The sequence below is a fragment of the Parageobacillus thermoglucosidasius genome (assembly GCF_001295365.1).
Taxonomy (GTDB): Bacteria; Bacillota; Bacilli; order Bacillales; family Anoxybacillaceae; genus Parageobacillus; species Parageobacillus thermoglucosidasius.
In genome coordinates this window covers 1,118,861-1,133,687 of record NZ_CP012712.1, presented here as the reverse complement: position 1 = coordinate 1,133,687, position 14,827 = coordinate 1,118,861, and the positions used below count along the sequence as shown (strand labels likewise).

Annotated in this window: 12 protein-coding genes; 6 read left to right on the top strand and 6 right to left on the bottom strand. The window is 45.3% G+C overall.

Annotation, left to right across the window (positions count from 1 at the left end; translation table 11 throughout):
• Positions 1 to 19: 19 nt before the first annotated feature.
• The 3 genes from AOT13_RS05525 to AOT13_RS05515 form a co-directional block, all read right to left on the bottom strand.
• Positions 20 to 592 carry a hypothetical protein gene (locus tag AOT13_RS05525; protein WP_003253015.1) on the bottom strand — a complete coding sequence of 191 codons (573 nt, stop codon included), beginning with the start codon at positions 590 to 592 and terminating at the stop codon, positions 20 to 22.
• Positions 593 to 740: 148 nt separating this feature from the next.
• Entirely contained in the window at positions 741 to 1,112 is a 372-nt protein-coding gene (locus AOT13_RS05520) for a DnaJ family domain-containing protein (protein ID WP_003253018.1), read from the bottom strand.
• Positions 1,112 to 3,586: a bifunctional diguanylate cyclase/phosphodiesterase gene (locus AOT13_RS05515; protein ID WP_003253020.1), complete on the bottom strand. Its 2,475-nt coding sequence runs from the start codon at positions 3,584 to 3,586 to the stop codon at positions 1,112 to 1,114. The genes AOT13_RS05520 and AOT13_RS05515 overlap by 1 nt, the downstream gene beginning before the upstream one ends.
• Before the next feature lie 332 nt (positions 3,587 to 3,918).
• On the opposite strand from AOT13_RS05515, the gene AOT13_RS05510 reads away from it, so the two are divergent.
• Positions 3,919 to 4,371, top strand: coding sequence for a C40 family peptidase (locus tag AOT13_RS05510; RefSeq protein ID WP_013401652.1), 453 nt, complete (start codon positions 3,919 to 3,921; stop codon positions 4,369 to 4,371).
• A gap of 473 nt (positions 4,372 to 4,844) precedes the next feature.
• Positions 4,845 to 5,852 carry a rod-share determining protein MreBH gene (gene mreBH / locus AOT13_RS05505; protein ID WP_003253024.1) on the top strand — a complete coding sequence of 336 codons (1,008 nt, stop codon included), beginning with the start codon at positions 4,845 to 4,847 and terminating at the stop codon, positions 5,850 to 5,852.
• Between the two features lie 73 nt (positions 5,853 to 5,925).
• On the opposite strand, the gene AOT13_RS05500 is transcribed toward mreBH, so the two are convergent.
• The 3 genes from AOT13_RS05500 to AOT13_RS05490 all read right to left on the bottom strand — a co-directional run bounded on the left by AOT13_RS05500 (position 5,926) and on the right by AOT13_RS05490 (position 10,508).
• Positions 5,926 to 7,290: a (Fe-S)-binding protein gene (locus AOT13_RS05500; RefSeq protein WP_013401654.1), complete on the bottom strand. Its 1,365-nt coding sequence runs from the start codon at positions 7,288 to 7,290 to the stop codon at positions 5,926 to 5,928.
• Positions 7,287 to 8,699, bottom strand: coding sequence for a glycolate oxidase subunit GlcD (glcD, locus tag AOT13_RS05495; RefSeq protein WP_003253027.1), 1,413 nt, complete (start codon positions 8,697 to 8,699; stop codon positions 7,287 to 7,289). The genes AOT13_RS05500 and glcD overlap by 4 nt, the downstream gene beginning before the upstream one ends.
• Before the next feature lie 129 nt (positions 8,700 to 8,828).
• A complete protein-coding gene (locus AOT13_RS05490) occupies positions 8,829 to 10,508 on the bottom strand; it encodes an L-lactate permease (protein WP_003253029.1) in 1,680 nt (559 codons plus the stop codon).
• A 495-nt stretch (positions 10,509 to 11,003) separates the two neighbouring features.
• Between AOT13_RS05490 and AOT13_RS05485 the strand changes: the two genes are divergently transcribed.
• From AOT13_RS05485 to AOT13_RS05470, 4 genes are all read left to right on the top strand, one after another.
• The gene (locus tag AOT13_RS05485) at positions 11,004 to 11,720 is read left to right on the top strand and encodes a FadR/GntR family transcriptional regulator (RefSeq protein ID WP_003253031.1); all 717 of its coding nucleotides are present in this window, start codon (positions 11,004 to 11,006) and stop codon (positions 11,718 to 11,720) included.
• A 183-nt stretch (positions 11,721 to 11,903) separates the two neighbouring features.
• The gene (locus AOT13_RS05480; protein WP_013401656.1) at positions 11,904 to 12,620 is read left to right on the top strand and encodes a (Fe-S)-binding protein; all 717 of its coding nucleotides are present in this window, start codon (positions 11,904 to 11,906) and stop codon (positions 12,618 to 12,620) included.
• 15 nt (positions 12,621 to 12,635) lie between these two features.
• Positions 12,636 to 14,063, top strand: a complete 1,428-nt coding sequence (locus AOT13_RS05475; RefSeq protein ID WP_003253034.1) for a LutB/LldF family L-lactate oxidation iron-sulfur protein — start codon at positions 12,636 to 12,638, stop codon at positions 14,061 to 14,063.
• Positions 14,063 to 14,785 carry a LutC/YkgG family protein gene (locus AOT13_RS05470; protein WP_042383897.1) on the top strand — a complete coding sequence of 241 codons (723 nt, stop codon included), beginning with the start codon at positions 14,063 to 14,065 and terminating at the stop codon, positions 14,783 to 14,785. The genes AOT13_RS05475 and AOT13_RS05470 overlap by 1 nt, the downstream gene beginning before the upstream one ends.
• The last annotated feature ends 42 nt before the right edge of the window (positions 14,786 to 14,827 follow it).

Below are 14,827 nucleotides of genomic sequence, written 5' to 3'. Positions count from 1 at the left end.
GGCCTTTTTCTTCATTATATTATCTTTGCTTCGCTTCTTGAATCCATTTTGCCAACCGTTCATTTTCTTTCTTCATATACTCCAGCCATTGCGGGAGGAGCGAAGCAAGCGCCTCTTTATCGTTTTCTTTCATCGCTTCATACGTTTGATAATGGAGTTCGCGAAGTTTTTGCTTTTCCGTTTTTGTCATCCATCCCTTTCGTTTATGTAGCTGTTTCCACTCATTTTTAAACTGTTCTTTTGTTATTTCTTTGTTCGCGAGACGGTCGATTAATCGGTCAAACGCTGCTTCCCGTTTCTTTTTCATTTCCGCCCGTTTGGCGTCCAATGCTTTTTTCACTTGTTCGTTTTGCAATTGTTTTTTCAGCGCTTTCCGTTCATCAAACACCTTTTGCCATTCCTTTGCGTCGTCCGGCGTGTATTTTTTAACTATTTCCATCCATTTTTGTTCACTTAATTCACCGTGCTCCAACATATGTCCGGCAAATGCCTGGGCGTCTGTTCCCATGTCATGCGCCCTTTGCGCCGCCAATGTTCCTGTTGGAAGCATGAGCATTAGCGCTGCCGCTAAAAAAAGCCACCTCGTTTTCATCCATTTTCACTCTCCTTTTGCACAACAATAAATTCTATAGTCTGAAGCTAATTTGTTAAAACCTAACGATAGTTTTCCCATTTTTCAAGAAACTTTGCATCAAAATGAAAAAGCTTGCCGTTTTTTCACAGCAAGCTTTTTCTGCCGATCATCGAAATTTTTCGTCAATCTGCCGCTGGTAATCGCGCAATGCTTGGGAATTCGTTTTATTGCGCCTTTTCATAAGCGCATTCCACCGCAGCAATTTTTCATTGAGCTTTTTCTTCAGCTTTTCTTTTTCCGCTTCATCATCACAGCAGCGCAATAAATCTTCCAGCGTCATAACGTCTTTTTTTAACTTGATTTCTTCAGAGACATAGCCAGCGTTTTTTAACATTAGATAACCGATTCGCAGCTCTTCGGGAATATGAGACAAATCCTCCAGCTCCAGCGGTTTCCCGAAGCCGGGAAGATTGTCAAATTCACCGTTTTCCATCGCTTCGCGAATTTTATCTTCCGCAATTCTCCACATAATATCCATCATTTTCTCTCCTGTACGTGCAGCTTTTTATAATGATGCTCGCAAAGAAACACGATTAACTCCTCATACGACAGCGGCGGGGCGAAATAATACCCTTGCGCTTCATCGCAATGCTTATCCTTCAAGTATGCAACTTCCTCTTCTGTCTCTACCCCTTCGGCAAGCACCTTCACGCCAATATTATGCCCGAGGCGAATAATGGCCGGCAAAATCGCTTCTTTTTTCCCGTGAATGTTTCGCACAAATGAGCGGTCAATTTTTAAGCGGTCAATCGGAAGGGCAGTCAAATAGCTTAACGAACTGTATCCCGTTCCAAAGTCATCCATGCTGATCGTAACGCCGATAGATTTCAGCCTTTTTAAAATGGCAATCGCTTTTTCCGTATCCATCGTCATTCGTTCCGTAATTTCCAAATCTAAATGATGCGGCGGTATCCCTGTCTCTTCTAACAGTTTCACAAGCTTATGAACGAAACGGCGGTTTTCAAATTCATACGGAGATAAGTTGACGGACACCGATAAATTTGGAAAGTCCTTTAATAGTTGTTTCGTTTGCTGGCATGCCATCCGGATAACCCATTCGTTAATTGGAATAATCATTCCCGTCTGTTCTGCAACAGAGATGAACGCATAAGGCGATATCAACCCTTTTTCAGGATGATTCCAGCGGATCAGCGCCTCCATGCCTGTCACCATGCCAGTGTCCAACTGAATTTGCGGTTGATAATAAAGGACAAACTCCTCTCTTTCCAGCGCGCGGCGCAATTCCTGCTCTGTCGCAATTTTTTCTTGAATCTCCCGAGTCATTGGCTTTTCAAAGAACAAAAATTGGCTTGCTGCATTTTGCCGCAGCTTGTACCGCGCAATATCCGCTTTCCGGATCAATGTTTTCGCATTGGTTCCGTCTTTCGGATATTGACTGATTCCAATTTTTATCATAACATACAATTCGAGGCCGTCAACCACCACCGGTTCATCAGCGATTTCGCTCAACTGATTCGCCAACGCTTTCGCTTTTTCTTTCGTACTCCCAGACAAAACGGCGATAAATTCGTTTCCGCTCCATCTTCCCAGCAAAATGCTTTCATCGCATCGTTTTTTCCATTCTTCCACAACCCGCAACAACACTTGATCGCCGACGGAATATCCGTAAAAGTCGTTAATGGTCTTCATGCCGCTGATTTCTAAAAGCATAACCGCCACTTCTTCCCGGCGGCAAGACGCTTCTTGAATTTTTTCCGCGATCGCCCGATGCAGCACCTCCTTGTTTGGCAGCCCTGTCAAATCATCGTGAACAGCGATGCATTGCCTCTTTTCTTTACTGTTTTTCCGTTCCGTAATATCGCGAATCGCCGCGACATTTACTTTTTTATTGGCGCCATAGTCATACTCGTATTGAACGACTTCCGCGTTAAAAATTGTTCCGTCTTTTCTTCGCAGCTGAATTGCACATTTTCCTTCTTGGCACCGTCCCGCATTTTTCAGCGATTCGGGAATCACTAAATCTTGAATAGGCATATGAATGATTTCTTTTTCGACATATCCGAACAACTGACATGCTGCTTTGTTAGCCTCTATTACTTTTCCGTGCGCATGCACGATAATCCCTTCCGTCGTCATTTCCGACAATCGTTTAAACCGTTTTTCGCTGACTTCAAGTTCTTGCTTATGTTTGGCAAACAGCTTCCGGCCGATTTGCGCATATACCCCTAATATATAAACTGCTTCCCAGACGAGAAAAACGAGGAAACTGATCCACATTCCTTTCTGGCGCTCGTTCTCTAATTTTTTCAAATACGTGTTCGCATCATAGTCAATTCCCAAAACTGCGTCCACCGTTCCATCTGCTTTGAATATCGGCATAAACGCCCCGATGCTTTTTCCCCATCTGTCTGTGGTCGGATGTTCCTCCATGGCAAATTTTCCTTGAAAAGCCATCTCCAGTTCAGGAAGATATGTGCGATAAACGGTGCCAATCGGCACGCGCTGCTCTCTCTTTCCGTCGATCTTCCCGTTCCGGTTGTAATCCGCCTCCGGATCGACAACAAAATAATGCTCCCCGCGCTCATTCTTTTTCAGCGTGTACACACTCAATATTTCCGGATGATCGTTTTGCCAGCGCGTCATCAGCTGCAAAATGTGCAAATACGTTTTATCGTTTTCGCTCGTCCGCTCATTCAACCGTTCATGATGCATGCTTGTCAAATTGTCAGCCAGCAGCCTCGCAACATTTTTAGCGCCTTCTTCATATTCTTTTTGTTGTTCTTTTTCCAAGTAATTGATATATATCGTTCCGCTAAAAAGCAGCACTACGGCGATGACATAAAAACTCCCCGTCAACCGAGGAGCAGTTTGAAACAGCGATGATAACAATTTCTTTTTCGCAACACGATGAAGCCATAGCTGTGCGGTCACAACAAGAAAAACAGCAGACAAAATAAACAATGTATATTCGTATTCGATCCCTTTCGGCATAAATCATCACCATAAGCTTAAATTCGACTTCTTTTTAATATAATTATAGAAATATTATTTCCCCCATTCCCCCCTACCCCATTCCTATTTTTTCGACATTTTATGACATTATCAGCCTTATTGGTACATAAGTATTGCATAAAACCAACTAATGTACTGCTGTCTATGGTATGGCAAAAAAGTTATAGGAGAACTTAATAGCAGGTGATATGTTTGTAACTTTCCTGTAATATTATTTAATTCAACTGTAAAAGAACAGCGGCAGCTCCTCTGTTATACTATAAGTCGGAACAAGTCGAATCAGAAAACTTGGTGCCGGGGGTTTAACAAAAATGAAACAATTTGTCACACTAGTTTCACTATCATTTCTAGTTGTGTTCTCTTCATTGTTTGCACATACTTCTAGCGCAGAAGCGGCTGTCAATCCAGGATTGTTGATCGCCGAAGCGAAAAAATTGATTGGCACTCCATACCGATATGGCGGAACAACACCAAAAGGATTCGATTGTTCGGGATTCGTTTATTATACACATAAAAAAGTCGGAAAGATTTTACCACGTTCTTCCAAGCAAATGTACCAAAAAGGAAAAGCGGTGCACAAATCGAATTTGCGCCCAGGCGATCTCGTGTTTTTTAATACTTCTAAAACTAAAAAAGGCGTTTCCCATGTGGCAATCTACATAGGTAACAATCGAATTATTCACGCTGTATCGAAAGGAGTAAAAATTGACAGCTTAAGCAATTCGTACTGGAAATCAAAGTATGTTGGCGCAAAACGGTTATAAGAAAACAATAAAAAACTCTCTGACATATTAAGTAAGTTATACTTGATATGGTAGAGAGTTTTTTATTTTCGAAAAAAGCGCCCTCCTTTATGGAGGGCATTGTATATATTCATAGGGGATCGGGGGAATACTTGGAAAACTTTACGCTACTATTCATTTCCCCTTTTTTGTGATTTTATACATTTTTTTTTATGCTCACTATATAAAATTGCAGGAATTTGGCAAAAGCAGCGCTGTTTTTATGAATCTAAAGACGTCATTTGGCACAATATCATCGTGATTTTTTCTAATATAGAAAAATTTAACACCAACACATTCCGGCTTAACATCGTCATCATATCGTCATAAATAATAAAGGGAAGCCGAAACATATATATGTATGAGCCTATATGTTATGCTTGCATCTATCAAGATTTGCCGCTCTTTCCGGCAAATTTTGGACAGATAATCGTTACGAAAGGCAGGTGTGGACAATGTTCACTTCTTCCGAAATCGGAATCGATCTAGGAACGATGAATATATTACTATACAGCAAAAATAAAGGAATTGTCTTTAACGAGCCGGCCGTTATCGCTTTCGACACCCAAACGAATGAAGTGGTTGCCATTGGATCGGAAGCGAAAATGATGATCGGAAAAACTCCTAGCCACATCGAAACAATATATCCATTAAAACATGGCGTTATTGCAGATTTTGACAAAACCGTCGTCATGCTGAAACAAATGTTTAAGCTCGCCAGCAAGCGAATCGGTTTTTCTATAAAAAAACCAAATATTATAATCAGCGCTCCTTTCCATTCTACTTCCGTTGAACGGCGCTCCATTTATGAAGTGGCAAAACATTGCGGCGCCAAACATGTCTATTTGCTTGAGGAGCCAATCGCCGCAGCAATTGGAGCCGATTTGCCGGTGGATGAACCGGTAGCCAATGTCGTCGTCAATTTGGGCGCTGGCAGAACAGAAGCAGCGATTATTTCTCTTGGCGGAGTGGTGGCATGCCAGTCACTTCGCATAGGCGGTAATCAACTGGACGAAGATATCATCCAATACGTAAGGCAACGTTATAATTTGCTCATTGGCGAGCAAACGGCGGAACGAATAAAAATCGAAATCGGCTATGCGCCAGTGATCCATGAAGAACGGACGATGGTCATTCACGGCCGCGATTTAGTGACCGGCTTTCTGAAGGCTGTCCCGTTGCGCTCCACAGAAGTGCAAAAAGCGATGGAAGAATCGCTTTCGCAAATTCTTAGCGCCATCCGGACCGTCTTGGAAGAATGCCCTGCCGAACTCAGCGGTGATATTATCGACCGCGGCATTGTTTTATGCGGGGGCGGCGCCCTTCTTCATGGCATCGAAGATTGGCTAAGCGCGGAGCTGCACGTTCCTATCCATACCGCTCCAAGCCCGCTTGAAGCGGTAGCGATCGGCACTGGAAAAGCGCTAAGCACAATACAAAAACTCGTCAGTTCCTCGCCGTAAAACCCCTTATACGAAAAAATCCCGCTTTTTAGCGGGATTTTTTCGCATGCTTGGCATATCCGGCAGTTTTTCGTCATGATGTTTTGCGGACGTGTTCTTCATGTTCGGCCTCCTGAGCTCGCTCAACCGCTTCCAGCAAAAAATCGACAATATGAACGGCGCGGACGCGATTGGACAACCCTGCCCGTTCAATTCCAAGCTTCATTTGTAAAAGGCAGCCTGGATTTGCCGTGACAATCGTTGACGCTTTTGTCTGCTTGGCCATTTCCATTTTATAGTCAAGAATTTGCATCGACATTTCCGGCTCGACGATATTATAAATGCCCGCAGATCCGCAACAGCGATCCGCGTCTTTCATCTCGCGGAATTCTACTCCTTGAATCGACCGGAGCAGTTTTCTTGGCGATGCCGATGTCTTCATAACGTTCCGCAAATGGCATGAATCTTGATACGTAACGACTTGCGGCTTCACTTTCAGACCTTTTTTATGGAAATCCAATTCAACGAGCACTTCGGAAATATCCTTGATTTTTGCGACAAACGTTTTTGCTCGTTCGCTCCACTCCGCTTCGTCTTTCAATAAATGGTCATACTCTGTTAAGAATGCGCCGCAACCGCCGGCATTCGTAACAACATAGTCGACATCGAGCTGTTCGAACGCTTGGATGTTTTGTTTCGCCAGTTCTTTCGCTTTTTGTTTCTCCCCGCCATGCCCATGCAGTGCGCCGCAGCACGTTTGCGACTCCGGAATAATGACTTCACATCCGGCCAGCTGCAATAAGCGCATCGTCGCATCATTCGTCGGCATAAACATCGTGTCCATTAAACACCCTGAGAAAAAAGCGACCCGCCGCTTCGGAGCCCCCTCGGATGCCAGATGCCGCGGCCGCTCTTTCATCTCTTTCAGCGCCGGAACGTCCGGCAAGATTTTTTCCATGTCTCTCAGAGAAGAAGGCAATACCTTTAACAGTCCGGTTCTCCGGGCAAATGACCGTAATCCGGACCGTTGGTACACCCCAAGCAATGCGGTGGCGATTCGCATCCGCTTCGGATATGGGAACAATTCATCGAATACGAGTTTACGGACAACGCGGACTGGAAAAGAATGCTTTTTATTTTGTTGAATGATATCCCGCGCTTCCTCAAGCAAATGGCCGTAGCGAACTCCGGAAGGGCAGACCGGCTCGCACGCCCGGCACCCTAAACACATATTTAACGAACGCTCGACATCTTCATCCGGATCGATCAGGCCATCGACGACCGCCTTCATTAAAGCGATGCGCCCTCTCGGAGAATGGGATTCTTGAAATCCCGATTCAATATATGTCGGGCATGTCGGCAAACAAAATCCGCAGCGCATGCAGTTCATCAGTTCATCTTCATCCATCCGTTTTTGAAACTCCGTTTGCATGATCGCTCGTTCTTTTTCGGTCGTCATCGTGTTACCACCACCCGTTTTCTTGTACTTTTCGCAAATACCTTGCCAGGATTCATAATGTTATTTGGATCCAGCGCCTGCTTAATGGCCTTCATCGCGGCAATTCCTGCTTCGCCAAGCTTCCATTCTAAATACGGTGCTTTCATCGCCCCGACCCCGTGTTCGCCTGTAATCGTTCCGCCAAGCTCAATCGCTTTCGCGAAAATTTCCGCAAACGCCTTTTCGACTCTTTCCATCTCATCGCGGTCGCGCGCATCGGTTGGACATGTCGGATGCAAATTGCCGTCTCCCGCATGGCCAAACGTACATATTTTCACATTGTATTTTTCAGCAATCTCATTAATCGCCTTGACCATTTTCGCAATTTCGGAACGCGGCACTGTCGCATCTTCTAAAATCGTCGTCGGTTTGAGGCGGGCAAGCGCGGATAATGCTGTGCGCCGTGCTGTCCGCAACGCTTCCGCTTCTTCTTCAGAACGAGCAAGCTGCACCGACACGGCCTGCTCTTTTTTACAAATTTCCGCCATTTTCTTGATATCGCGCTCCACAATTTCATGCGGTCCGTCCTGCTCGATTAACAGCACGGCTTTAACATCGGTTGGCAGGCCGATTTGCGCATATGCCTCGACGACTTCTAATGTCGGCTGGTCGAGAAACTCAAGCGTTGCCGGAATAATTTTATTGGCAATAATTTTGGAAACGGACCGCGCGGCCGCTTCTAAGTCTTGATACAACGCAAGCATCGTTTTCTTCGTTTCCGGCATCGGAATTAATTTTAACGTTGCCTCCGTAATAACGCCGAGCGTTCCTTCAGAACCGACGAACAAGCGGGTTAAATCATATCCGGCCACATCTTTCGCCAATTTGCCGCCGGTGCGGATGATCTCCCCGTTTGGCAGCACGACTTCCAGTGCCAGCACATAATCGCGGGTAACCCCATATTTTAACCCGCGCAATCCCCCCGAATTTTCATTAATGTTTCCGCCAATCGTAGAAATTTTCATAGAACTTGGATCTGGCGGATAAAATAGCCCTTTTGCCTCTACCGCTTTAATTAAGTCAAGTGTTATGACCCCAGGCTGAACGGTCACAGTTAAATTTTCCTCATCAATCTCTAAAATTTTGTTCATATGTTTAAAAACGAGAACAATCCCGCCTTCAACCGGACATGTGCCAGCACAAAGGTTTGTCCCTGACCCGCGCGGAACGATAGGAATGCGGTGCTCATTGCAAATTTTCACAATTTCCGACACTTCCTGCGTATTTCTTGGTGCAATCACCGCATCCGGAAGAGACTGAAACTGCGGCGTTGCGTCATAGGAATATACAAGTCTTCCTGCCTGTGAATCATCATAATTTTCCGCTCCGACGATGCGGATGAATCGCTGTTTTACATCATTAGAAATCAATGTTCTCACCCTTTCTCTTCTTAAATTTTCATATTTTATTGACGGCATCCGAATGTTATCCAACGAAGGAAAAAGGACGGAGCCTAGCAGGCAATCCATGTGCCGCTAGGCGCTGTCCCTCTCCAAACGCTATGATGGAATCATCCATGACAAAACGTTCGATTGCAAGAAAATAAGAATTCCTATCAAAATAATCAAGAAAATGCTATGCTTTATCGTAAACCGGAATAAATCGGATTCTTTTCCCGCCAATCCTACCGCCGCGCAAGCGACTGCGATCGATTGCGGTGAAATCATCTTTCCAACAACCCCGCCGGAAGAGTTTGCCGCCAGCGCCAAAACTGGATCCATTCCGATAGAAGTCGCTGTCACTTTTTGCAAGTTGGCAAACAACAAGTTCGAGGACGTATCGGAACCGGTAATAAACACGCCGAGCCATCCTAAAAACGGCGAGAAAAACGGGAACAAGGCATCTGTCTTCGCCAGCGCCATCCCAAGCGTCGTGCTCATGCCGGAAGCGTTTGTTACGTACGCAAACCCGACAACGGAGGCGATGGTCATAATCGGAAACTTTAATTCATCCAATGTCTCGACAAACGTACGTCCCCAATCTTTCCAAGACATTTTTATAATAAATTTCGTTACCACCGCAGCCAACAAAATCGCTGTACCAGCTGCGCCGAGCAGCTCTAATTTGTATACTGCCGCAATCGGCTGACCGCTTGCGCTAATGATTTTATTGTGCAATCCCGGCACTTCTGGCGCAAACGTTAAATGAGAACCAATCTCATTGACCAGCTTTAAAAGCCCGTTTGTTCCTTCATAATGCCCGGTTAGCGCCGCTTTCACTTGCGGAATTCCCCATAAGGAAATAAATGCGGTTAACACTAAAAACGGAGACCAAGCTTTAAATACTTCCCCGCTTGTATGGGAGGCACGGTTTGCTTGGGCTGATGCCGCCACTTCCGATTCCGTTGAAAAACGATACGTGCTTTTTGGCTTCCAATACTTTAAAAAGATAGCAAGCGCAAACAGCGAAACTAAGGCAGATAAAATGTCCGGAAGTTCAGGGCCTAAAAAGTTAGAAGTAGCATATTGCGTAATCGCAAAGGAAACCCCTGATACAATGATTGCTGGCAACACTTCTACTGTTTTTTTCCATCCGGCCATAATCAGGACAAGGTAGAACGGGATAAATACTGACAAGAAAGGTAATTGTCGCCCTACCATTTTCGAAATTTCCATCGCCGGGATGCCTGTTGGCCCTTCCATCGCAGTAATTGGGATCCCGATAGCCCCGAAGGCGACAGGTGCCGTATTGGCAATCAAACAAATTCCCGCCGCATACAACGGGTTAAACCCTAAGCCGACAAGCAGCGCAGCGGAAATCGCTACTGGCGCCCCAAATCCAGCCGCCCCCTCAAGAAACGCCCCAAATGAGAACGCTATCAATAAAGCTTGCAAACGGCGGTCCTCCGTAATGGACAGCACGGAACTACGGATAATATCAAACTGGCCGGATTTGACGGTCAATTTATATAAAAAGACAGAAGTGATAATAATCCAGCCGATTGGCAACAGTCCGTAAACCGCCCCTTGTGTCATCGACATCACAGCCATTCCCGCCGGCATTTTGTAAGCGATTACAGATACTACCAAAGCAATAAGCAATGTAGTAACCCCGGCTATGTGTCCTTTCATCCGTTTAACAGCCAACGCCCAGAAAAAATACAAAATCGGAATAAGTGCAACAATCGCAGATAGCCAAAGATGATCAGCAATCGGTGTAAAATCTTGCTTCCATTCCATGGACAGCCCTCCTCTAGTTTTCTGTTTCCGATGTAATCGGTTTCGAAAAACGTTATGAAACTAAAATGTTTGTTCATCAAGTCATCAGATGATCAGATAATAAAATGCTGTTCGAGTCAAATTATAGAGGTGATTCAGCAAAAAAACAATACACTTTTTTAATTTTTTTAATTTTTTGTTCGTTTGAAAAATAAATTTTTCTTTTGTATCTTCTTAATATAAGCTAGATTGAAAAAAACAGCATAAATTGAGATATCCAAGATCGTCTTAATGCTTTTATACATGTCCTCATTATGCGCAAACTTCCCCGACCGAAAAATAACTTTTTCCATCACTTTTGCGGCCGATCATCTATCTTTTTAAAAATGAAAATTGCTTATTTCCGTCACATTCCATGTATAATAGAGACAACGTTATCGTTTTTAACACCATCGTTGAAAAAACAAAAACTCAAAAGCTGCATTATCAAGTTATGCCTGTATCGGAGGGAATACATTGGAAATTAAACAAATTAAAACGAAAAAAATTTATGAAGAAGTAGCAGAAGCAATTTTTCAGATGATCAAGAGCGGTGCATTAAAGCCTGGAGATAAATTGGACTCCGTTCAACAACTTGCTGAAAAATTTCAAGTGGGCCGAGCGGCCATTCGCGAAGCGCTGACCGCTTTAAAAGCAATGGGACTCATCGAATTAAAACAAGGGGAAGGCACTTATGTGCGTGAATTCGATCCAACGGTGCTTACGTTTCCGCTTTCCGTCGCTGTGCTAATGAATAAAGAAGATATTTGGCATTTGCTCGAAGTGCGCAAATTGCTGGAAGTAGGAGCCGCCTCCTTAGCTGCGGAAAAACGGACCGATGACGATTTAACAGCGATGGAACAAGCCCTGCATGAAATGCAGAAAGGCATCGGAAACAACGAGCTTGGCGAAAAAGCCGACCTTGCTTTCCATATGGCGGTCGCTGCCGCCTCCCACAATCCCATTTTAGTCAGCTTAATGAACAGCGTATCGGAAATGATGATCGAAACAATGCGGGAAACGCGGCGGATTTGGCTGTTTTCCAAGCAAACGACAACGGAAAAGCTCCTCGAAGAACATATAAAAATTTTCAATGCCATTAAAGAGAAAAATGCCGCCGCCGCACAAGAGAGAATGCTTCAGCATTTGACCAACGTGGAGAATGTGCTTCATAAATATATTTATTCGCGATAAGCGTCCGCTAAAACTGCCGGGCGCTTTATTTTACTATAAAAAAGTTATTGTTTTTGCAAAATTGAATAAAGTATATTTTTTATCATTGAAAATAGTATATAATGTTTATAAAGTCATCAGATGATCAGTTCACCCAATCTTTTCACTGCCATAGTTGATACTACTTGGAAGAGGGGATTGACAATGAAAGTTTCCTTGTTCGTCACCTGTCTTGTCGACTTATTCCATACAAACGTTGGAAAAGCAACGGTCGAGCTGCTCGAACGGTTAGGCTGCGAGATTGATTTTCCGGAAGCGCAAACGTGCTGCGGTCAGCCGGCTTACAACAGCGGTTATGTGAAAGAAGCAAAAGAAGCGATGAAACATATGATCCGTACGTTTGAACACGCTAATTATGTTGTCACGCCTTCTGGCTCGTGTGCCACAATGTTTAAAGAATATCCGCACATTTTTCAAGGAGACCGGGAATGGGAGCCAAAAGCGAAAGCGCTCGCTGATAAAACGTACGAACTTACTCAATTCATCGTCGATGTATTGAAAATAGAAGACGTTGGCGCTTCGCTGCAAGGGCGCGCGACATACCATACCTCTTGTCATATGACACGTTTGCTCGGCGTCAAAGAAGCTCCTTTCAAACTTTTGAAACATGTCAAAGGATTAGAAATCGTCCCATTGCCAAATGCCCATCAATGCTGCGGGTTTGGCGGAACGTTTTCCGTCAAAATGGGGCCGATTTCCGAGCAAATGGTGGATGAAAAAATTGAACATATCGAAGAAATCCATGCGGACTATCTAATCGGAGCGGATTGCGGCTGCTTGATGAACATTGGCGGACGCATCAAGCGGCAAGGAAAGCCGATCAAAGTGATGCACATCGCTGAAGTACTTAACAGCCGATAAAAGGAGGGATTGGGCATGCCGATGAAAATTGGAAACGCGAATTTCCACGAACGGGTCGAAACAAACCTTCATAACACGTTTATGCGCGGCGCGGTCGCTGGAGCGCAAGAACGGTTGCACACAAGACGGCTCGAGGCGGCCAAGGAACTCGGAAACTGGGAAGAGTGGCGCGCACTCGGAGAAGAAATTCGCCAGCATACGTTAGAAAACTTGGATTATTATTTAATGCAATTAAGTGAAAACGTTGCCAAACGCGGCGGCCACGTCTTTTTTGCGCAAACTGCGGAAGAAGCAAACAATTATATCCGTGATGTCGTCATCCGAAAAAAGGCGAAAAAAATCGTCAAATCGAAATCGATGGTAACGGAAGAAATCAACTTAAACGCCGTATTGGAAGCAGCAGGCTGCGAAGTCATTGAAACAGACCTTGGCGAATACATTTTGCAAATCGACGATCACGATCCTCCTTCGCACATCGTCGCTCCGGCGCTTCATAAAAATAAAGAGCAAATTCGCGATGTCTTTCGCGAAAAACTCGGCTACAAGCAAACGGAAAAACCGGAAGAATTGGCGCTTCATGCCCGTAAAACGTTGCGCCGCGAATATTTAACCGCCGATATCGGCATCACCGGATGCAACTTTGCCATTGCCGAATCCGGATCGATTACGCTCGTCACTAATGAAGGCAACGCTGATTTAGTTACCGCCCTTCCCAAAACGCAAATCACCGTCATGGGAATGGAGCGCATCGTCCCAACGTTTGAAGAAATGGAAGTGCTTGTCAGTTTGTTAACGCGAAGTGCCGTTGGGCAAAAATTAACAAGCTATATTACAGTACTAACAGGCCCGCGCGATGAAGGGGACGTGGACGGTCCGGAAGAGTTTCATTTAGTCATCGTCGATAACGGCCGCTCCAACATTCTCGGCACAGAGTTTCAGCCGGTATTGCAATGCATACGCTGCGCCGCCTGTGTCAACGTATGCCCGGTGTATCGTCACATTGGCGGACATTCATATGGATCGATTTATTCCGGTCCGATTGGCGCCGTTCTTTCGCCATTATTGGGAGGATATGACGACTATAAAGAACTGCCGTACGCCTCCTCGCTCTGCGCGGCTTGTACGGAAGCATGCCCGGTCAAAATTCCGCTTCACGAACTGTTGCTGAAACACCGCCAAGTGATCGTCGAACGCGAAGGAAAAGCGCCGATTTCGGAAAAATTGGCGATGAAAGCGTTTGGCCTTGGTGCGGCTTCTTCGTTCTTTTACAAGTTCGGTTCCAAAGTCGCTCCGAGCGCGTTGGCGCCGTTTACAAATGATGACCGTATTTCCAAAGGTCCCGGACCGCTGAAAGCATGGACGGAAATTCGCGAGTTTCCTGCGCCAAACAAAGAACGGTTCCGCGATTGGTTTCGCGAACATCAAAAAGGAGGCGGAAAATAATGCAGACTGGGACGATTCATAACCGTGACAAGTTTTTGCAAACTATCGCCGACCGGCTCGGGCGCAAACAGCGCACCGAAAGGGTGCCCCGGCCGCACTGGCGCCATCAGCCGCAATGGACCGTATTTCAAGGCTATAGCCAAGATGAATTATTGGAGGCGTTGAAAGCGCAATGTCCGCGCATTCATACCCAATGTGTCGAAACAACATCCGCTGAACTAAAAGAAACATTAAAGGAAGTGGTCGCCAATCACGGGGGCGGCCCTGTCGTGACATGGGACGATCCACGCTTTGCCGAATACGGATTGACGCATTTATTGCGCGACGAATGGCCGAAAGAAAATACCGATGTCCACATCTGGGACGCTTCCGCCGGCAGAAAAAACATCGACTTTGCGGACAAAGCAAATGTCGGCATCACATTTAGCGACATCACGCTTGCCGAGTCAGGAACGGTCGTGTTATTTAGCGGAAACGGAAAGGGACGAACCGTCAGCTTCTTGCCAAAAACGTATATCGCCATCGTCGCCAAAAGCACCATTGTGCCGCGCATGACTCAGGCAGCCGCTTATATTCATGAACAGATCGAAAAGGGGCATCTCGTCCCTTCATGCATCAATTTTATCACCGGCCCAAGCAACTCGGCGGATATTGAAATGAACTTAGTCGTTGGAGTGCACGGTCCAATGAAAGCAACTTATATTGTCGTTGTCGACCGCTGAGCCTCTCCCCCTCGTTTTACGCCAACGGGCGCATCCGTTCCG